The following is a 19,377-nucleotide window of genomic DNA, read 5'->3' on the forward strand; positions in this document are numbered from 1 at the left end:
TTCGCGCTACAGCGCTCCGGCTGAATTCGCGCTACAGCGCGGCGAGAATGTCGTTGACGCGGTCGCGCGCGTCACCGAACAGCATCTGGGTGTTCTCCCGGAAGAACAGCGGGTTCTGCACGCCCGCGTAACCCGAGGCCATGGATCGTTTGAAGACGATGACGTTCTCGGCGTTCCACACCGTGAGCACCGGCATACCGGCGATCGGGCTGCCCGGATCCTCGGCGGCCGCCGGGTTGACGGTGTCGTTGGCGCCGATGACGAGCACGACGGCGGTGTCGGCGAAGTCGTCGTTGATCTCGTCCATCTCCAGCACGATGTCATAGGGCACCTTCGCCTCGGCCAGCAGCACGTTCATATGGCCGGGCAGCCGGCCCGCGACGGGGTGGATGCCGAAGCGCACGTTGACCCCGCGTTCGCGCAGTTTGCGGGTGAGGTCGGCCACGCCGTACTGGGCTTGGGCCACGGCCATGCCGTAGCCGGGGGTGATGATCACCGAGCTCGCCGAGCCGAGCAGTTCGGCCGCGCCTTCGGCGGTGATCTCGCGGTGCTCGCCGTAGTCCTTGTCCTCGGCCGGGCCGGCCTCGATCCCGAAGCCGCCGGCGATGACCGAGATGAACGACCGGTTCATGGCCTTGCACATGATGTAGGACAGGTAGGCACCGGAGGAACCGACGAGGGCGCCGGTGATGATCAGCAGGTCGTTGGACAGCAGGAATCCCGATGCCGCGGCGGCCCAGCCGGAGTAGCTGTTGAGCATCGACACGACGACGGGCATATCGCCGCCGCCGATGGAGGCCACCAGGTGCCAGCCGAGCAGCAGGGCGAGCACGGTGACGACGATCAGCAGCCACAGTGCCGGGGAGATGACGAACCACACCGTCAACGCGAAGAACACCACCAGCGCGCCGATGTTGAGGAAGTTCTTGCCGGGCAGCATCAGTGGGTTGGATTTGATCCGGGCCGACAGTTTCAGGTTGGCCACGATGGATCCGGTGAAGGTGACAGCGCCGATGAAGACGCCGACGAACACCTCGGCGGAGTGGATGCCGAGCATGCCTTCGCCCGCCAGGTGTGCCGCCTCGGCGCCGCCCGGTGAGTTCTCGACGTGCAGGTAGCCGTTCCAGCCGACCAGGACGGCGGCCAAGCCCACGAACGAATGCAGCAGCGCGATCAACTCGGGCATCCCGGTCATCTCGACGACGCGGGCGCGCCACAGGCCGATCGCGGCGCCGATTGCCATCGCACCCACCAAGAGCCCGAGGCCGAGGGGCTCGATCTTGCGGTCCAGTGCGAGCGCGATGGTGGCGATCAGGGCCACGGCCATGCCGGCCATGCCGAAGGTGTTGCCCGCCTTGGATGTCTCGTGCTTGGACAGCCCGGCCAGGGCCAGGATGAACAGCAGGGCCGCGACGACGTAGGCCGAGGTGGCGGCAGTCTCTACCGTGAACATGGAATCCGTTCCATTCAAGTCAAGATGGGCATCGAAACTGGTTCGAATAAAGGGCGCTGGTTCTAGCTGCGGGAGAACATCGCGAGCATGCGACGCGTCACCGCGAAGCCGCCGAAGACGTTGATGGAGGCCAGCAGGATCGCGATCGTGGCCAGGACGGTGATCGGCAGATCACCGTGGCCGATCTGCAGCAGCGCACCGACGACGATGATGCCGGAGATCGCGTTGGTCACCGACATCAGCGGGGTGTGCAGCGCGTGGTGCACGTGCCCGATCACGTAGTAGCCGATGACGATGGCCAGCGCGAACACCGTCAGGTGCACCTGCAGGGCGACCGGGGAGATGGCGATCAGCGCGAACAGCACTGCCGCGGCGATGCCGGTGAGCCCGAGCCGGCGACCGGTGGACATCGGTTCCTTGGCCGGCTTGGGCTCCACCGTTGCCGCGGCGGCGGCAACGGGTGCCGCCGAGACTTGCACCGGGGGCGGGGGCCAGGTGGTCTCGCCGTCGCGCACCACGGTCACCGAGCGCTGCACCACGTCGTCGAAGTTCAGGACGAGCCGCCCGTCCTTCTCCGGGGTGAGCAGCTTGAGCAGGTTGACCAGGTTGGTGCCGTAGAGCTGGGACGCCGTCGCCGGCAGCCGGCCGGCCAGGTCGGTGTAGCCGATGATCGTCACGCCGTTGTCGGTGACGATGGCCTGATCCTTGACCGTGCCCTCGACGTTGCCGCCGTTGGCCGCGGCCATGTCGACGATCACGCTGCCCGGCTTCATCGAGGCGACCATCTCGGCGGTGATGATCCGCGGCGCGGGGCGGCCGGGGATCAGCGCGGTGGTGATGATGATGTCGACGTCTTTGCTCTGCTCGGCGTAGAGCTCCGCCTCCCGGGCCTTGTAGTCCTCGCCCATCTCCTTGGCGTAGCCGGTGGCCGACACCTCGGCCGCCGCAGGGTCGACGTAGAGGTACTCCCCACCCAGTGACTTGACCTGGTCGGCCACCTCCGGCCGCGGGTCGGTGGCCCGCACGATCGCACCCATGCTGCCCGCCGCGCCGATGGCGGCCAGTCCGGCGACCCCGGCGCCGACCACCAGCACCTTGGCCGGCGGTACCTTGCCCGCCGCGGTGACCTGGCCGGTGAAGAACCGGCCGAAGGCGTGGGCGGCCTCGACCACCGCGCGGTAGCCGGCGATATTGGCCATCGAGGACAACACGTCCAGTGACTGGGCCCGCGAGATGCGCGGTACCGCGTCCATGGCCAGCACCGTGATCGGGCGCGCGGACAGCTTCTCGACCAGTTCGGGCTTGAGTGCGGGCGAGATGAACGACACCAGGGTCGCCCCGTCGCGCAGCGCGGCGATCTCGTCATCGCTGGGGGCGTTGACCTTGAGCACCACATCACCGGCCCACGGATCGCCGATCTGCGCGCCGGCCGCCACGTAGGCGGCGTCGGCGAAGCTGGACGCGGCGCCGGCGCCGGACTCGACCACTACCGAATAGCCCAGCTTGATGATCTGCCCAACGGTTTGCGGTGTGGCGGCGACACGTGTCTCACCCGGCAGAGACTCGCGCGGTATCGCGATGATCATCGACTCAAGTCCGTTCTCGGGAAATGCGGCCTGTTGGTTGGCATGCATGAGTTTCGCATCCGCAATGCCCGTTTGCGCGGGCCCCCCTGCAACGGTGAACGAATGTTCACAGCCAGTCGCGTCTCTTGAACGATACGTACAGCAGAATCACCAGAACGAAGATCAGTGTGGAACTGGCGACGAATCCGATCGTGGTGTTGATCCCCGGGTAATTGACGTTCTGGCCGTAGAAGCCGGTGATCGCGGTGGGCACCGCGATGATGGCCGCCCAGCCGGTGAGTTTCTTCATCACCGTGTTCAGCCGCGCGTCCTGTAGCGACAGATTGGTCTCGAACACCGACGTGACCATGTCGCGTAGCGATTCGGTCCACTCCGAGGCGCGCAGCACGTGGTCGTACAGGTCGGCGTAGAGCGGATCCAGCTCGGGTGACGTCCGGGAATCCAGCCGGCGGTGCTGGATGGTGCTCACCACTTCGCGCATGGGCAGCACCACCCGGCGTAGCTGCACCAGGTCCTTGCGCATCCGGTAGGTGCGCCGTTGCAGGCCTCGCCGCGGTCCGTCGTTGTCGAACAGTTCGTCTTCGAGGGATTCGATGGCGTCGTCGAGGTCCTGCACCGCTTCGAAATGACCGTCCACCACGACGTCGAGCAGGCCGTGCACCAGGGCGCCGGTGCCGTGCTCCTGCCCGCCGAGTTCGTCGAACCGCTGTGACACCAGGTCGATGTCGAACGGTGCCGCCCCGTCCGGCCCGACCGCGGGCAGACGCACGGTGATGAGTCCGCGCGGCAGCACGAATGCCGAGATCCGGTACTTGACCAGGGTGGCCGTGCTGTCGTCCTCGGGAGCGACCGTGTTCACCGCGTACACGGTGAAGAAGGTGTGCGAGTGATAGACCGAGACCTTGGTGCGTTCCATCGGTGCGGTGGCGTCCTCCACCGCCCAGATGTTCAAGCCCAGCTCGATGGCCAGCCTGCGCAGATCGTCATGGTCGGGGTTGTAGATGTCAGCCCACACCAGCGTGTCCTCGGCCGCCAGGCAATCCGAGATCGCCTCGAACGTGAACCCGTCCACCGGCTTGCCGGACCGCCAGATCCGGCCGCGCACCTCGGTCATGGCGGACCCACCAGATTGCCGCGCCGGACGTTGTCCCGGCAGGTCGCGCGGTCCTGGCCGGTTTCGGTGACGCACACCCGCACCTGCTCTTCGATACCCGGTGGATACACCTGATCGGTCGCGGCCGGGGTGACCGTCGGGACCGGGACGGTGCCGGAGTAGATCGACCACATGGTGTCCCCGGTGCTCGGCAGCCGGGCACAGTAGGCCTTCTCGCCGGTACTGCTCTGCCCGGCTGCGCCGAGTGTTTCGCAGTCGGCGCCGATGAGCACCACGGGTACCGGGGGTGTTCCGGGGGCGGCGTGTCGTGTCACCGGCTCACGTTCGCCCAGCAGATAGGCCGCCGCCGCGACGCCGATCGCCGCGAGCACCGCCACCAGCGCCAGCAGTCGGGTGCGGCGACGGCGGGGCTTGGGCGTGCGGTACGCCTGGGCCGGGACGGTGAGGCCGCCGGGACCACCGATGCTGGCGCGCAGTGCCGAGGCGAACTCCGCACAGCTTCCGAAACGATCCTCCGGGGATTTCGCGAGCGCCCGCGACAGCACCGGGTCCAGATCCGCGAGCTCGGGCCGGCGTCCGGCGATCGGGGGCGGCGGCGCCGTGATGTGCTTGCTGATGACGGCGGCCGGATTGTCGTGCAGGTACGGCGGCACCCCGGCCAGGAGTTCGAAAGCCGTTGCCGCCAGTGAGTATTGGTCGGCCCTGCCGTCGACGTGTTCACCCATCAACTGCTCGGGTGCCGCGTAGGCGACGGTGCCGACGGTCATGCTGGTCGCGGTCAGGCGGCTGGTATCGCCCATCCGCCGGGCAATCCCGAAATCCGCGAGCAGGACACGTGGCCATTCGGCGCCGATATCGGTGAGCAGGATGTTGGCGGGCTTGATATCGCGGTGCAGCAGCTTGCGCTGGTGTGCGTAGTCCAGGGCGTCGGCGACGGCGCTGACGATGTGCACCACCTCATCGGCGGGCAGACCGCCGGAGCCCCGCCCCCGCAGCAGCTGCCCGGCATCGGTGCCGTCCACGTACTCCATCGAGATCCACAGCTGCCCGTCGTACTCGCCGCGGTCGTACACGCGGACGATGTTGGGGTGCATGAGGTCGGCGGCGAAGTCGGCTTCCCGCTCGAAGCGGGCCTGGTACTCGGTATCGGCGCTGACGTCCTTGCGCAGCACCTTGATGGCGTCCTGGCGCGGGAGTCGCGGATGGGCGGCGAGATAGACCTCGCCCATACCGCCCGCACCGAGGAGGCGCACGACGGTGTAACCGGCGAACCGCTCACCGGGCGCTATCGACAACGTCGCCTCCTACCGTGCTCCCCCCCATTGTCACCGACGAAAAGCGAGACGGTCGTATCTGGCCGGACACGAGAGTCTCCGGCCGGTTTCGCAGGCGGTGGGCGGCGTGGGCGCAACGGCTTAAAACTCGCTGTGAGCAGAGCTCTTCACCCTGCGTTCAGCCGCCCGTATAAAAGGGGCGGCGTGTACCCGACATCACCGGTTCACAGAAAGCCGTCCACAAGAAAGTTGGGCCCGACGTGTCGGTCTTTGTCGATATCACCCCGGATGAGGCGGTCGGCCCGGTGCATGCGCCCGCCGGAGGTTCCGGGCGAGGGCGCGCTGTCCTGACCCGCGCGGGGTTGCCGCTGCTGTCGGTCCTGGTGTTCTTCGCGGTGTGGCAGATCGTCGCCGCCGCAGGCATCTGGAACCAGACCTTCGTGCCGTATCCGAGCACGGTGTGGCGGGCCTTCGTCGATGTCTCCACCACCCACGACGGCACCCGCGGCTACGCGGGCTACCTGCTGTGGGAGCACCTCTACATGACGCTGCGCCGGGTGTTCGCCGGTGTCGTCATCGGCGTGGCGGTGGGCGTGTTGCTGGGTCTGGTGATGGGCTCGGTCGGCTGGCTGCGCAGCGTGCTGGAGCCATGGCTGACGTTTCTGCGGGCACTTCCGCCGCTGGCCTACTTCTTCCTGCTGGTGATCTGGCTCGGTATCGACGAGGCCCCGAAGATCACCCTGCTGGCGCTGGCCGCCCTGCCGCCCGCAGCGGTGGCCACCACCTCGGCGGTCGTCGCCGCACCGGTCGGGTTGCAAGAGGCGGCCCGTGCCCTCGGTGCCACCCGCACTCAGGTGATCCGGGATGTGGTGGTGCCATCGGCGTTGCCCGAGACGTTCACCGGCATCCGGCTGGCGGTCGGTATGGCCTACTCGTCGGTGGTGGCCGCCGAACTGTTCAACGGCATCCCCGGGATCGGCGGATTGGTCAAGGACGCAAGCAATTACAACAACACCCCGGTCGTGCTGGTCGGGATCTTCGCCATCGGGATCTCGGGTCTGGTCATCGACGGCATTCTGCGGGCTGCCGAGCGGCGGGCCGTTCCCTGGAGAGGAAAGATATGAAACTGAAGGCACTGTTGGCCACGGCCGTCGCCGCCGCGCTCACGCTGGCCGGGTGCTCGGTGGACCACTCCGGGCAGGACCAGTCGAAGCCCACCATCCGCATTGCCTACCAGTCCTTTCCGAGCGGCGACCTGATCGTCAAGAACAACAGGTGGCTGGAATCCGCGCTGCCCGACTACAACATCAAGTGGACGAAGTTCGACTCCGGTGCCGATATCAACACCGCGTTCATCGCCAAGGAACTCGATTTCGGTGCCATCGGTTCCAGCCCGGTGGCCCGCGGACTGTCGGCCCCGCTGAACATTCCGTACCAGGTGGGCTTCGTGCTGGACGTCGCCGGCGACAACGAGGCGCTGGTGGCCCGCAACGGCACCGGGATCAACACCATCGCCGACCTCAAGGGCAAACGCGTTGCCACGCCGTTCGCCTCGACCGCGCATTACAGCCTGCTGGCCGCCCTGGCGCAGAACGGCTTGAGCCCGGCGGATGTTCAGCTGATCGACCTGCAGCCGCAGGCCATCCTGGCGGCGTGGGACCGCGGGGATATCGCGGCCGCCTACACCTGGCTGCCCACGCTCGATCAGCTGCGCAAGACCGGCAAGGACCTGATCACCAGCCGCCAGCTGGCCGAGGACGGCAAGCCCACACTGGACCTCGGGGTGGTGTCCGGTGAGTTCGCCGCGGCGCACCCCGATGTGGTGGACGTGTGGCGCCAGCAGGAGGCCCGCGCCCTCAACGTCATCAAGGATGATCCCGCCGCGGCGGCCAAGGCGATTGCCGCCGAGATCGGCCTGAGCCCCGAAGATGTTGCGGGACAGCTGAAGCAGGGCGTGTACCTGACTCCGCAGGAGTTGACCTCGAACCAGTGGCTGGGTACCGACGGGAAGCCCGGCAACATCGCGGCCAATCTGGAGAGCGCGTCGCAGTTCCTGGCGGAGCAGAAGCAGATCCCGGCCGCCGCCCCGCTGAGCACCTTCCAGAATGCCGTCTACACCAAGGGATTACCGGATGTCCTCGACAAGAAGTGACCCGTCCGGCCGGCTGCTGATCAAGAACGTCGAGCACCGGTACGGCAAGGGGGCGGGCGCGGTCACCGCGCTGGGGCCGGTGAACCTCGACGTCGACCCGGGCGCCTTCCTCGTCCTGGTGGGTGCCTCGGGATGTGGGAAGAGCACCCTGCTGCGGCTGATCGCCGGCTTCGAATCGCCCAGTGCGGGCGATGTGCAGGTGGCCGGGACGTCCCCGACGCCCGGCGTCACGTCGGGGGTGGTGTTCCAGCAGCCGCGGCTGTTCCCGTGGCGGACAGTCGGCGGCAATGTCGATCTGGCGCTCAAATACGCCAAGGTGCCGCGGGAGCGGCGCGTCGAGCGGCGCGAACAACTCCTCGAACGGGTCGGGCTCGACGGCACCGGTGATCGCAAGATCTGGGAGATCAGCGGTGGGCAGCAGCAGCGGGTGGCGATCGCCCGGGCACTGGCCGCCGAGACACCCCTGTTCCTGCTCGACGAGCCGTTCGCCGCGCTGGACGCACTGACCCGGGAGCGTCTGCAGGAGGATGTCCGTCAGGTCAGCGCGGAGTCGGGACGCACGACGGTGTTCGTCACGCACAGCGCCGACGAGGCGGCCTTCCTGGGTTCGCGGATCGTGGTGCTGACCCGGCGCCCCGGCAAGGTGGCTCTGGACCTGCCATCCGAGTTGCCCCGCACCGGAGTCGAGGCCGGGGAGCTGCGCCGCTCACCGGAGTTCCTGAAGCTCAAGGATGAGGTGGGCGAGGCGGTCAAGGCGGCCGCGGCGTAGCCGCGAATCGAGCCGGGGGCGGCGTAGCCGCGAATCGAGCCGGAGCGCAAAAAGGCACCCGCCGCGGCGGGTGCCTTTTTCCTGTGAGTCCGTCAGACCGGCGGATACGCGGGCGGCGGGTACACGCCACGCAGTCCCCAGGCCAGCCAACTGAAGAAGAACTCACCCTCGTCGCTGATGTCGTAATCCGGATTCGGGTCCATCGATGCCTCCCCAGCATGGCCATTGCGTGTGCAAAGTCTAACGCGATTGTGCCGGGGTGCGACACCGGATCCTGCCGATTGCCTAGACTGGCCAACCAGTTGATTGGTTCCCGGTTTTCCCGGTCTGCAGATAGTGAGTTGTCATGTCCACTGCGTCGAGTGAGGCGTCGAACGGGGCGTCCAATGGGGCATCCACCGCCAACGGGTTGTCTCGGCGGGAAGAGCTGCTGGCCGTCGCCGCCAAACTCTTCGCCGCCCGCGGGTACCACGGCACCCGGATGGATGACGTGGCCGACGCCGTCGGGCTGAACAAGGCCACCGTCTATCACTACTACGCCAGCAAGTCGCTCATCCTCTGGGATATCTACAAGGCCACCGCGGACTTCACCGTGCACGCGCTGCACGATGACCCGAGCGCGTCCGCCCGCGAGACCATCTACCACTTCACCAGGCGGTTGCTCACCGGTATCGCCAATGACCTGGAGGCGGCGGCCGTCTATTTCCAGGAGGGCCCCTACATCAGCGAGTGGTTCACCGAGGAACAGGTGGACTACATCCGCAGGGCGGAGGCCACCGTCTACGAGCATGTGCGCGATGTGATCGACCGCGGGATCGCCAGCGGTGAGTTCTATGACTGCGATTCGCACGTGCTGGCGCTCGGCTACATCGGCATGACGCTGGGCGCTTATAGGTGGCTGCGACCCCACGGCCGCCGTACCGCACAGGAGATCGCGGTGGAGTTCAGCACCGCGCTGCTGCGCGGCCTGATCCGCGACGAAACCGTGCGCAACGCGGAACCCCTGGGGGGAGCCCAGGGATTGACGGAGGGTGGCGCCGGCCATGAGTGATCTGTTCCGGCTCGACGGCAAGGTCGCGGTGGTCACCGGCGGCGGGCGCGGCATCGGCGTGATGATCGCGCGCGGGCTGCTGCAGGCCGGTGCGGCCAAGGTCTACCTCGCGGCCCGCAAGGCGGCCGAACTCGACGCCGCGGTGGCCGAGTTGTCACCGTTGGGTGCCGTGGAGGGCATCCCCGCCGACCTCGGCACCGCCGAGGGCGTCCGGGCGCTGGCCGACGCGGTGACCTACAAGGAGGACGCCGTCCACGTCCTGTTCAACAATGCCGGCGCCGCCTGGGGTGCGCCGTTCGAGGATTTCCCGGAGTCCGGTTTCGACAAGGTCTTCGACGTCAATGTCAAGGGTGTGTTCCTGCTGACCCGCGCGCTCGTGCCACTGCTGACCGCCGCCGCCACCGACGATGATCCGGCTCGGGTGATCAACACCGGCAGCATCGACGGCTTCCTGGTGCCCGAGCGGGGCAGGGACAACTTCTCCTACAGCGCCAGCAAGGCGGCGGTGCACATGCTCACCAAGCATCTCGCAGGGGAGCTGGCCCCCAAGATTCTGGTGAACGCCATTGCGCCCGGCCTGTTCCCGTCCCGGATGACCAAGGAGCTGTTGTCGGCCGGCGAAGACGCCGTCGGGTCGCTGCTGCCGCTGGGCCGGGTCGGGCAACCCGACGATATGGCCGGTATCGCGGTGTTCCTGGCCAGCCGGGCCAGCAGCTACATCACCGGTGCGGTGATCCCCGTCGACGGGGGAGTGAGCACGATCCGGTGAAGTCGACCATTCTGTCCCGACGCGACCTGGATTTCCTTCTCTACGAATGGCTTCGGGTCGAGGAGCTGACGGCCCGGCCCAGATTCGCCGAGCATTCCCGGGAGACGTTCGACGGTGTGCTCGATCTGTGTGAGCAGCTGGCCGAACGCTATTTCGCCCCGCACAACAAGCTCAGCGATGCCCACGAACCCAGCTTCGACGGCACCACCGTGACGGTCATCCCCGAGGTCAAGGAAGCGCTGCAGGCGTTCGCGCGCGCGGATCTGCTGGGCATGGGTTTCGACGCCGAACTCGGTGGCGCGCAGTTACCGGCGACGGTGGCCCAGGCGGGATTCGCATGGATCTCGGCGGCCAATGTCAGCACCTCCGGTTACCTCATGCTGACCATCGCCAACGCGAATCTGATCGCCAAATTCGGTAGTGCCGAACAGATTTCGACATGGGTCAAGCCGATGCTGGCCGGCCGCTTCACCGGCACCATGGCGCTGTCGGAGACCCAGGCCGGGTCGTCGCTGGCCGATATCACCACCCGTGCCGAACCGCAGGCCGACGGAAGCTACCGGATTTTCGGCACCAAGATGTGGATCTCGGGTGCCGAGCACGAACTCAGCGACAACATCGTCAACCTGGTGTTGGCCAAGATCCCGGGTGGGCCGGCAGGCACCAAGGGCATCTCGCTGTTCATCGTGCCGAAGTTCCTGGTCGGTGCCGACGGAGCTGTCGGGACCCGTAACGACGTCGCGATCTCCGGGCTCAATCACAAGATGGGCCAGCGCGGGATCACCAACACCGTGCTCAACTTCGACGGCGCGGTGGGCTATCTGGTCGGTGAGCCGCACCGTGGTCTGGTCTACATGTTCCACATGATGAACGAGGCCCGCCTCGGTGTGGGGATGGGTGCCGTATCGCTGGGCTACACCGGCTATCTCAAGTCCTTGCAGTACGCCAGGGAGCGACCGCAGGGCCGATTGGTCAAGGATCCGAGCACCCCGCAGGTGCCGATCATCGCGCACGCCGACGTGAAGCGAATGCTGTTGGCGCAGAAGTCCTATGTCGAGGGCGCGCTGGGCCTGGCGCTGTACTGCGCGAGGCTGGTCGATCTCGAGGAGACCGATCTGCTGGATATCCTCACCCCGGTGGCCAAGAGCTGGCCCTCGCAATGGTGCGTGGAGGCCAACAACCTGGCCATCCAGGTACTCGGCGGCTACGGCTACACCCGCGAATACGATGTCGAACAGCATTACCGGGACAACCGGCTGAACCCGATCCATGAGGGGACGCACGGAATTCAGAGCCTGGATCTGCTGGGGCGCAAGGTGACCCAGCGCGGCGGTGCCGGCATGGCGGCCCTCGGTGAGCGGATCGCGGCGACGGTGGCAGCGGCCGGCGATCACGAGTTCGGTGCGCAGCTCGACACCGCATGGCGGCGGCTGACCGAGGTGACGACGGGCCTGTTCGCCTCCGGTGACATCGAGGCGGCCATGGCCAACAGTGCGATCTACCTGGAAGCGTTCGGGCATATCGTGATCGCCTGGATCTGGCTGGAGCAGTTCCTGGCCGCCGGTGATCGATCCGGTGACTTCTATGCGGGAAAGCGCCAGGCTGCCACATTCTTCTTCCGCTACGAATTACCCAAGACGGCACCGCAACTGGACCTGCTGGCCAGCCTGGATCGGACCACGCTGGAGATGGCCGACCCCTGGTTCTGACCTCCCCTTCCGCCCAAATGCACATTTGGGTCGCAAAGTGCGAGTGGTTCTCGGCAGAATGTCGATCTCGGCGGTCCGGGTGTGCTGCCCTTGCTGTCCGACGTGGTATCGGGTTGTTCGACGCACTCGCCTCATCCGTGGCCGAACTCGATGATCTGGCGCACCGCCGTGCCGGCGGCCAGCGCGTCCATTCCGGCGTTGATCTGATCCAGGGAGACCGTCGCGGACACCAGGGCCTCCACCGGCAGCCGCCCGGCCCGCCACAGGTCGACGAAACGCGGGATGTCTCGAGCGGGTACCGCCGAGCCCAGGTAGCTGCCGATCAGTGCGCGGCCCTGCGCCACCAGCGCCAGCGGCGACAGGCTGATGCGGGCATCGGGATGCGGCAGGCCCACGGTGATGGTCTTGCCGCCCGGTGCGGTCAGCCCGATGGCGGTCTCCAGCGCCGCCGGATGCCCGACCGCCTCGATCACCACCTCGGCCCGTACGGCCTCGGCCTGTTCGGGTGTGAAGACCTCGTGCGCACCCAGCTCGTGGGCCCGAACCAGCTTGTCCGGCAGCCGGTCCACCGCGATGACCCGCACATCGTCGTGCGCCAGCGCGGTCAGCATGGCGGCCATCCCGACCCCGCCCATCCCGACCACCGCGACCGTCTGGCCCGGCTTCGGCTGACCCGCATTGAGTACCGCCCCGCCGCCGGTGAGCACCGCGCACCCGAGCAGCGACGCCACGACCGGGGGGACATCGTGGGCGACCGGCACCACCGAACGCCGATCCACCACCGCGTGCGTGGCGAAACCGGACACCCCGAGATGGTGGCGCACCCCGTCCCCGAGCCGCACGGCCCCGCTGAGCAAGGTGCCCGCGGCATTGGCTGCGCTTCCGGGAAGGCACGGTGCCAGCCCGTCCGTCGCGCAGGCGCTGCACTGCCCGCAACGCGGCAGGAAGGTCATCACCACGCGTTGACCGACCGTGAGATCGGATGCGCCACCGGTCTTTTCGACAATCCCCGCGGCCTCATGCCCCAGCAGCATCGGCACCGGACGCACCCGATTGCCGTCCACCACCGACAGATCGGAGTGGCACAGGCCGGCCGCCTCGATCCGCACCAACAGCTCACCGTCGCCGGGATCGGACAAGTCGAGTTCGGTCACGCGCAGTGGACGCGAGTCGGCGTAGGGGGCGGGCGCCCCGATGGTCTCCAGAACGGCACCACGAATCCTCATCGCACCAGCCTGACAGACTGACCGTCATGGATCTGACGAGCGCCGACTTCCCGGTGCACTGGCCGGTGCAGACCCGCTGGACGGACAACGACATGTTCGGCCACCTCAACAACGCCGTGTACTACGAGCTGTTCGACACGGCCATCAACGCCTGGATCGGCGCGGGCAGCGGCACCGACGCGATGTCGGCCCCCTGGTTGGGCGTGGTCGCCGAATCGGGCTGCCGGTACTTCGCCGAGCTCAAATTCCCGGCGGATCTGGTGGTCGGCCTGGCGGTCACCCGGCTGGGCACCAGCAGCGTCACCTACCGCACCGCGCTGTTCGAGGCGGGTGCACCACTTGCCGCCGTCGGAACCTGGGTTCACGTCTACGTCGACCGCGACACCAGAAGACCGGTGCCGATCCCGGCCGAGATCAGAGGCCTACTCTCGGGCGCCGTGGTGTGACAGCCACTCCGCGATGGCGATGACACCGTCGGAGAAGAAGATCCGGTAGGGCCGATCAGCCACATAACCGATATGCGGGGTGGCGACGACGTTCGGCATCGTCCGCAGCGGATGCCCGGCGGGCAGGGGTTCGGTGCCGTACACGTCCAGACCGGCCCCGGCGATCGACCCGCCGCGCAGCGCCTCGATCAGGGCCGCCTCGTCCACGATGGGACCGCGGGACGTGTTGATCAGCAGAGCGCTCGGCTTCATGGCCGCGAGTTCGGCGGCACCGACCAATCCGCGGGACCGGTCACCCAGTTTCAGGTGCACGGTCAGGACGTCGGCGGTCGAGAAGAACTCGTCACGCGGCACGTAGCGGGCGCCCGCCGCGACCGCGTCCTCCGGCGTCATGTTGGTGCTCCACGCCACCACGTCCATACCGAAGGCGGTCCCGATCCGCGCCACCCGTGGCCCGATTCGGCCCAGTCCCAGCACCCCGAGCACACGACCCTCGAGCTCACGGCCCACGCCGATCTGCCAGCGGCCCTCGGCGACCGCCTGCCGTTCGGCCACCAGGTTGCGCGCGGCCGCGAGGATCAGCGCCCAGGTCAGTTCCACCGTCGAGGCCACCGATCCGCCGGTGTGACTGACGTGGATGCCCAGCTCCGCGGCCGCCGCCATATCGATCGACGCATTCGCGTTGCCGGTGGAGGCGATCATGCGCAGCCGGGGCAGCCGGTGCAGCACGCTGCGTGGCAACGGCGTTCGCTCCCGCATCACGAACACGGCATCGAACGGCGCCAACCGGGCCACCAGCGCATCCTCGTCGGCCAGGTGATCGTCGAAGACCGTCACCTCTGCGCGCGAGGTGACCGGTGACCAGTCGGTCATCTGCAAGGCGACGTTCTGGTAGTCGTCGAGGACGGCGACCCGGAGCGGTGGGTTCATGGCCTTATAGAATCGCCCGATGCCCATCGTGAGCAAGACCGAAGAGGTCACCGCCCCAGCCGCGGCGATCATGGCGATCGTGGCTGACTTCGAGGCCTATCCACAGTGGAACGAAGAGATCACCGGCTTGTGGATCCTGGCGCGGTACGAGGACGGCCGGCCCAGCCAGCTGCGGATGGACACCAAGATCCAGGGTATGGACAGCAGCTTCATCCAGGCGGTCTACTACCCCGCCGAGTTTCAGATCCAGACGGTGATGCAGCAGGGCGACATCTTCTCCAAGCAGGAACAGCTGTTCTCGGTGGTGGACATGGGTGCGACGGCGCTGCTCACCGTCGACATGGATGTGGAGGTGTCGATGCCGGGTGTGCCGTCGCTCATGGTGAAGAAGATCGCCAACGATGCGCTCGAGCATCTGGCGGGCAACCTCAAGAAGCGGGCCGAAGAACTGGGCGCCTGACTCAGGTCCAGAGACCGAGTTCGTCCAGGCGGTTGGTCAACCGCTGTGCGCCGTCGGAGAACTGGTTGCGTGTCAGGCGAACCACTTCGTCGACATCGCGGCGCCGGAGCGCTTCGACCAGTTCGCGGTGGTTGACCACCGCGCCGGCACCCCAGGTCGGGTCGGCGGCGTAGAGGTGGTGCGGCAGGTAGCGCGTCGCGTGCAGCAGGAACCAGGCCAACTTGATCCGGCCGGCCGACCTGTTGAAGGCGCGGTGAAACGTGTACTCCGCCATGGCGATCGCCTCGGCGTCTCCGGCGGTGACGGCATCGGACAGCTCGTCGGTCAGCCGGGACAGCTCGTCGATCTCGGCATCGGTGATGCGGGTGGCGGCGGATGCGGAGATCTCGGTGGCGATGGTGGCCTGCAACCAGAAGATGTCGGCGATATCGTCGCGGGTCAACGGCGCCACCACATGACCGCGGTTCGGTTCCAGCTGCACCATGCCTTCGCCGCGCAGCGTGCGCAGGGCCTCGCGCACCGGCGTGATGCTGACGCCGAGCCGGGCGGCGGTCTCGTCGAGCCGCACGAAAGTGCCCGGCCGCAGGGTGCCGGACATGATGGCCGCCCGCAGGTGGGCGGCCACTTCGTCGGACAGCTGTTCGCGACGGCCGAGCGCGAGGGGTTTCGCGGGTGCGTTCACAGTTCGGGCGGGTTGCCTTTCGCGGAGGTGCGGGTTTGTCGCGGCTTTGTGCGAGTTTGTTCAGGGGCCATTCTCGTCATAGTGTGACCGCGGCGACACAACATTTGATCAAATATCAAGAACGCGCAACTCCACGACCGAAAAGGCGTCCCGTTGACCTCGCAGCCGCTGCCCACCGACCAGCCGTACCTCGCCCGCCAGCAGAACTGGTCCAACCAGCTGTCCCGGCACGCGCTCATGCAGCCGGCACAGACCGCGCTGCGTTACCTCGGCCAGACCACCACGTGGGGTGAGCTGGACCGGCGGGTGACCGCGCTGGCCGGGGCGCTGCAGCGCCGCGGCGTGGAATTCGGCGACCGGGTGCTGATCCTGATGCTCAACCGAAACGAGTTCATCGAGTCGTTCCTGGCGGCCAACCGGCTGGGCGCGATCGCGGTACCGGTGAACTTCCGGATGACCCCGCCCGAGATCGCCTTCCTGGTCAGCGACTGTGCCGCACGGGTGATCATCACCGAATCCGTGTTGGCGCCCGTCGCGGCGGCGGTCCGCGGGCTCGACGCGACACTGGCCACCATCATCGTGGCCGGCGGCGGGAGTGAAGACGGTCTGCTGGGCTACGAGGACCTCATCGACGAGGCCGGCGCACCGCCCGCCCCGGTGGACATCCCCAACGATTCACCGGCGCTGATCATGTACACCTCCGGTACCACCGGACGTCCCAAGGGTGCGGTGCTCACCCATACGAACATCGCCGGACAGGCCCTCACCAACCTGTTCACCAACGGCGCCGATCTCAACAACGACATCGGCTTCATCGGCGTCCCGCTGTTCCATATCGCCGGTATCGGCAACATGATCGCAGGACTGCTGCTCGGCCGCCCGACCGTGCTGTACCCGCTGGGTGCGTTCGATCCCGGTGCGCTGCTGGACGTGCTCGAGGCCGAGAAGGTCACCGGCATCTTCCTGGTGCCGGCGCAGTGGCAGGCCGTGTGCGCGGCGCAGCGGGCCCGGCCACGGAAGCTGGTCCTGCGCGTGTTGTCCTGGGGTGCCGCCCCGGCCTCGGATACGTTGCTGAGGGAGATGGCCGAATCGTTCCCGGGGGCGAACATCCTGGCCGCGTTCGGGCAGACCGAGATGTCGCCCGTGACTTGTATGTTGTTGGGGGAGGACGCAATTCGAAAGCTCGGTTCGGTCGGTCGGGTCATCCCGACGGTGTCGGCGCGCATCGTGGACGAGGATATGAACGATGTCCCGGTGGGGCAGGTCGGCGAGATCGTCTACCGGGCGCCCACCCTGATGGCCGGCTACTGGAACAACCCGAAGGCCACCGCCGAGGCGTTCGCCGGTGGCTGGTTCCACTCGGGTGACCTGGTGCGCCAGGACGACGAAGGTTACATCTGGGTCGTCGATCGTAAGAAGGACATGATCATCTCCGGCGGGGAGAACATCTACTGCGCCGAGGTGGAGAACGTTTTGGCTGCTCACCCCGCGATTGCGGAGGTCGCGGTCATCGGCCGCCCACATCACAAGTGGGGCGAGGTGCCGGTCGCGGTCGTGGCGCTGGGGACGGTGACCGGCGAAAGCTTGACCCTGGCCGATCTCGGTGATTTTCTCACCGAGAGGTTAGCTCGCTACAAGCATCCCAAGGCGCTGGAGATCGTCGACGCATTGCCCCGCAATCCGTCGGGCAAAGTGCTGAAAACAGAGCTGCGCGTGCAGTTCGGTACCGAAACCGTCGTTGACGCAGGCGAAAGTTCTACTGCGGCAACGGTTTCTAGTGCAACTTCGGTAAGGTAACCAGTCGGCATGGCTTTGCTAACGGTTGCGATGTGAATAAATCAGTTGCCCAACACCGCCGGTACCGGATCGGGTACAGTCCTGTGGTCCGTCTTACTACCCGCGAGTAGGGAGACGGGAATCACATGTTCGGGGACGGGGCCGGAAATGGGCAGGGAGGGGATGTGCCACACGTGATGCCGCTCCGTGCGGACCGTGACGATCTCGGGGGGAGTGCACCACGGTGACCGCGAGCAACGGCCTGGTCGACTACGTCCGCGATCAGCTGGAGAAGCCCCTGACCATGGTCGGTGGCTTCTTCAAAATGTGCGTGCTGACCGGCAAGGCTCTGGTGACCCGGCCCTTCCAATGGAAGGAGTTCGTCCTCCAGAGCTGGTTCCTGATCCGGGTGGCCTTCCTTCCGACCCTTGCGGTCTCGATCCCGCTGACCGTGCTCATCATCTTCACGCTGAACATCCTGCTGGCCGAGTTCGGTGCCGCGGACGTCTCCGGCGCGGGTGCGGCGCTCGGTGCGGTCACCCAGCTGGGACCACTGGTGACGGTGCTCGTGGTCGCCGGCGCCGGCTCGACCGCCATCTGCGCCGACCTCGGTGCGCGCACGGTGCGCGAGGAGATCGACGCGATGGAGGTGCTGGGCATCGATCCGATCGAACGGCTGGTGGCCCCGCGCGTGGTGGCGTCCACTTTCGTGGCCTTCCTGCTCAACGGCGCGGTCATCACGATCGGCCTGGTCGGCGGCTACTTCTTCGGTGTGTACATCCAGAACGTCAACGCCGGCGCCTACGTCTCGACACTGACCCTGCTCACCGGTTTTCCCGAGGTGATGATCTCGGTCATCAAGGCCACCCTGTTCGGGCTCATCGCCGGTCTGGTCGGCTGCTACCGCGGGCTGACGGTGGCCGGTGGCTCCAAGGGCGTGGGCACCGCGGTCAACGAGACGCTGGTGCTCTGCGTGGTGGCGCTGTTCGCCGTCAACGTCGTGCTGACCACCATCGGCGTGCGATTCGGGACGACGACATGAGCGGGCAGCAAGGAGCCGGAGGCGGATTGCGCATGAGCCTCAGCAAGAAGCCGAAGGCGGATTGCGCATGAGTACAGCGGCAGTTCTTCGGACCCGGTTTCCCCGGGCGTTCGGTCGAGCCTCCGGTTTCGCGGGTGCGCCGGGCCGGTTCCTGGACAGCATCGGGCACGTCGCCTGGTTCGTCGTCACCGCGGTCGGGCATATCCCGCACGCGTTCAAGAACTATCGCCGCGAGGCCCTGCGACTGGTCGCCGAGATCGGGATGGGCACCGGCGCCATGGCGGTCATCGGCGGCACCGTGGCCATCATCGGTTTCGTCACCCTGTCTGCCGGCTCGCTGATCGCCATCCAGGGCTTCGCGTCGCTGGGCAACATAGGTGTGGAGGCGTTCACCGGATTCTTCGCCGCGCTGGCCAACATCCGCGTCGTCGCGCCGGTGGTCACCGGCCAGGCCATGGCGGCCACCGTCGGTGCGGGTGCCACCGCCGAACTCGGCGCCATGCGCATCAGCGAGGAGATCGACGCGCTGGAGGTCATGGGCATCAAGTCGATCTCGTACCTGGTGTCGACCCGCCTGATCGCCGGATCGATCGTGATCATCCCGCTCTACGCCATGGCGATCCTGTTGTCGTTCCTGTCCGCCCAGTCGGTGACGACGCTGTTCTACGGCCAGTCATCGGGCACCTACGACCACTACTTCCACACCTTCCTGCGGGTCGACGACGTCATGTGGTCGTTCCTGGAGGTCATCATCATGTCGGTCATCATCATGCTCAACCACTGCTACTTCGGCTATTTCGCCAGTGGCGGTGCGGTGGGTGTCGGTGAAGCTGTGGGGAGGTCGATGCGTACGTCGCTCATCGCGATCGTGATGGTGGTGCTGCTGGCCTCACTGGCCCTGTACGGCACCGACCCGAACTTCAACCTGACGGTGTAGC

The 19,377-nt window shown here is 67.0% G+C and carries 19 protein-coding genes; 11 read left to right on the forward strand and 8 right to left on the reverse strand.

Translation table 11 applies throughout. The features are described from left to right. Positions 1 to 31 precede the first annotated feature (31 nt). The 4 genes from pntB to QN239_RS03880 form a co-directional block, all read right to left on the reverse strand. Positions 32 to 1,453, reverse strand: a complete 1,422-nt coding sequence (gene pntB / locus QN239_RS03865; RefSeq protein ID WP_499008251.1) for a Re/Si-specific NAD(P)(+) transhydrogenase subunit beta — start codon at positions 1,451 to 1,453, stop codon at positions 32 to 34. Between the two features lie 62 nt (positions 1,454 to 1,515). After that, positions 1,516 to 3,039 carry a Re/Si-specific NAD(P)(+) transhydrogenase subunit alpha gene (locus QN239_RS03870; RefSeq protein WP_499016562.1) on the reverse strand — a complete coding sequence of 508 codons (1,524 nt, stop codon included), beginning with the start codon at positions 3,037 to 3,039 and terminating at the stop codon, positions 1,516 to 1,518. Between the two features lie 106 nt (positions 3,040 to 3,145). Beyond that, positions 3,146 to 4,153: a magnesium transporter CorA family protein gene (locus QN239_RS03875; RefSeq protein ID WP_499008252.1), complete on the reverse strand. Its 1,008-nt coding sequence runs from the start codon at positions 4,151 to 4,153 to the stop codon at positions 3,146 to 3,148. Further along, entirely contained in the window at positions 4,150 to 5,448 is a 1,299-nt protein-coding gene (locus QN239_RS03880; protein ID WP_499008253.1) for a serine/threonine-protein kinase, read from the reverse strand. Before QN239_RS03880 ends, QN239_RS03875 begins: the two co-directional genes overlap by 4 nt. Positions 5,449 to 5,687: 239 nt before the next feature. On the opposite strand from QN239_RS03880, the gene QN239_RS03885 reads away from it, so the two are divergent. Genes QN239_RS03885 through QN239_RS03895 form a run of 3 tightly spaced genes read left to right on the forward strand, consistent with a single transcriptional unit; the run spans position 5,688 to position 8,348 of the window. Continuing rightward, entirely contained in the window at positions 5,688 to 6,551 is an 864-nt protein-coding gene (locus tag QN239_RS03885) for an ABC transporter permease (RefSeq protein WP_499008254.1), read from the forward strand. Then, complete coding sequence (locus tag QN239_RS03890) at positions 6,548 to 7,579, forward strand: taurine ABC transporter substrate-binding protein (protein ID WP_499008255.1); 1,032 nt, start codon at positions 6,548 to 6,550, stop codon at positions 7,577 to 7,579. Before QN239_RS03885 ends, QN239_RS03890 begins: the two co-directional genes overlap by 4 nt. Next, a complete protein-coding gene (locus QN239_RS03895) occupies positions 7,560 to 8,348 on the forward strand; it encodes an ABC transporter ATP-binding protein (RefSeq protein WP_499008256.1) in 789 nt (262 codons plus the stop codon). Before QN239_RS03890 ends, QN239_RS03895 begins: the two co-directional genes overlap by 20 nt. 92 nt (positions 8,349 to 8,440) lie before the next feature. Here the strand turns inward: QN239_RS03895 and QN239_RS03900 are convergent, their stop codons facing one another. Then, positions 8,441 to 8,551, reverse strand: coding sequence for a hypothetical protein (locus QN239_RS03900; protein WP_019514171.1), 111 nt, complete (start codon positions 8,549 to 8,551; stop codon positions 8,441 to 8,443). A gap of 143 nt (positions 8,552 to 8,694) precedes the next feature. Between QN239_RS03900 and QN239_RS03905 the strand changes: the two genes are divergently transcribed. The 3 genes from QN239_RS03905 to QN239_RS03915 are packed head-to-tail and all read left to right on the forward strand — an operon-like array spanning position 8,695 to position 11,877. Further along, on the forward strand, positions 8,695 to 9,399 hold the full coding sequence (locus tag QN239_RS03905; protein WP_499008257.1) for a TetR/AcrR family transcriptional regulator: 705 nt from the start codon (positions 8,695 to 8,697) through the stop codon (positions 9,397 to 9,399). Further along, positions 9,392 to 10,168 (forward strand): SDR family oxidoreductase, encoded by a 777-nt coding sequence (locus QN239_RS03910; RefSeq protein WP_499008258.1) that lies wholly within the window; start codon positions 9,392 to 9,394, stop codon positions 10,166 to 10,168. The genes QN239_RS03905 and QN239_RS03910 overlap by 8 nt, the downstream gene beginning before the upstream one ends. Continuing rightward, positions 10,165 to 11,877 carry an acyl-CoA dehydrogenase gene (locus tag QN239_RS03915; RefSeq protein WP_499008259.1) on the forward strand — a complete coding sequence of 571 codons (1,713 nt, stop codon included), beginning with the start codon at positions 10,165 to 10,167 and terminating at the stop codon, positions 11,875 to 11,877. Before QN239_RS03910 ends, QN239_RS03915 begins: the two co-directional genes overlap by 4 nt. A gap of 131 nt (positions 11,878 to 12,008) precedes the next feature. Here QN239_RS03915 and QN239_RS03920 read toward each other — a convergent pair whose 3' ends face one another. Continuing rightward, complete coding sequence (locus QN239_RS03920; RefSeq protein WP_499008260.1) at positions 12,009 to 13,103, reverse strand: alcohol dehydrogenase catalytic domain-containing protein; 1,095 nt, start codon at positions 13,101 to 13,103, stop codon at positions 12,009 to 12,011. A 26-nt stretch (positions 13,104 to 13,129) separates the two neighbouring features. Here QN239_RS03920 and QN239_RS03925 point away from each other — a divergent pair, with 26 nt between their 5' ends. After that, positions 13,130 to 13,549: an acyl-CoA thioesterase gene (locus QN239_RS03925; protein WP_090359093.1), complete on the forward strand. Its 420-nt coding sequence runs from the start codon at positions 13,130 to 13,132 to the stop codon at positions 13,547 to 13,549. Here QN239_RS03925 and QN239_RS03930 read toward each other — a convergent pair. Beyond that, positions 13,526 to 14,479: a D-2-hydroxyacid dehydrogenase family protein gene (locus tag QN239_RS03930; RefSeq protein ID WP_499008261.1), complete on the reverse strand. Its 954-nt coding sequence runs from the start codon at positions 14,477 to 14,479 to the stop codon at positions 13,526 to 13,528. The genes QN239_RS03925 and QN239_RS03930 overlap by 24 nt on opposite strands. Positions 14,480 to 14,498: 19 nt before the next feature. Here QN239_RS03930 and QN239_RS03935 point away from each other — a divergent pair, with 19 nt between their 5' ends. Continuing rightward, positions 14,499 to 14,939 (forward strand): SRPBCC family protein, encoded by a 441-nt coding sequence (locus QN239_RS03935; RefSeq protein WP_167155331.1) that lies wholly within the window; start codon positions 14,499 to 14,501, stop codon positions 14,937 to 14,939. A gap of 1 nt (position 14,940) precedes the next feature. On the opposite strand, the gene QN239_RS03940 is transcribed toward QN239_RS03935, so the two are convergent. Continuing rightward, positions 14,941 to 15,621, reverse strand: coding sequence for a GntR family transcriptional regulator (locus QN239_RS03940; RefSeq protein WP_499008262.1), 681 nt, complete (start codon positions 15,619 to 15,621; stop codon positions 14,941 to 14,943). Positions 15,622 to 15,774: 153 nt separating this feature from the next. Between QN239_RS03940 and fadD5 the strand changes: the two genes are divergently transcribed. The 3 genes from fadD5 (at position 15,775) to QN239_RS03955 (ending at position 19,376) form a co-directional block, all read left to right on the forward strand. Next, positions 15,775 to 17,418: a fatty-acid--CoA ligase FadD5 gene (fadD5, locus tag QN239_RS03945; protein WP_499008263.1), complete on the forward strand. Its 1,644-nt coding sequence runs from the start codon at positions 15,775 to 15,777 to the stop codon at positions 17,416 to 17,418. Positions 17,419 to 17,641: 223 nt separating this feature from the next. Beyond that, on the forward strand, positions 17,642 to 18,439 hold the full coding sequence (locus QN239_RS03950; RefSeq protein WP_090359087.1) for an MlaE family ABC transporter permease: 798 nt from the start codon (positions 17,642 to 17,644) through the stop codon (positions 18,437 to 18,439). A 67-nt stretch (positions 18,440 to 18,506) separates the two neighbouring features. After that, positions 18,507 to 19,376, forward strand: coding sequence for an MlaE family ABC transporter permease (locus QN239_RS03955; protein WP_090359085.1), 870 nt, complete (start codon positions 18,507 to 18,509; stop codon positions 19,374 to 19,376). Position 19,377 lies beyond the last annotated feature (1 nt).

Origin of the sequence: Mycolicibacterium sp. Y3 (assembly GCF_051188035.1) — a bacterium.
Classification (GTDB): domain Bacteria; phylum Actinomycetota; class Actinomycetes; order Mycobacteriales; family Mycobacteriaceae; genus Mycobacterium; species Mycobacterium fluoranthenivorans.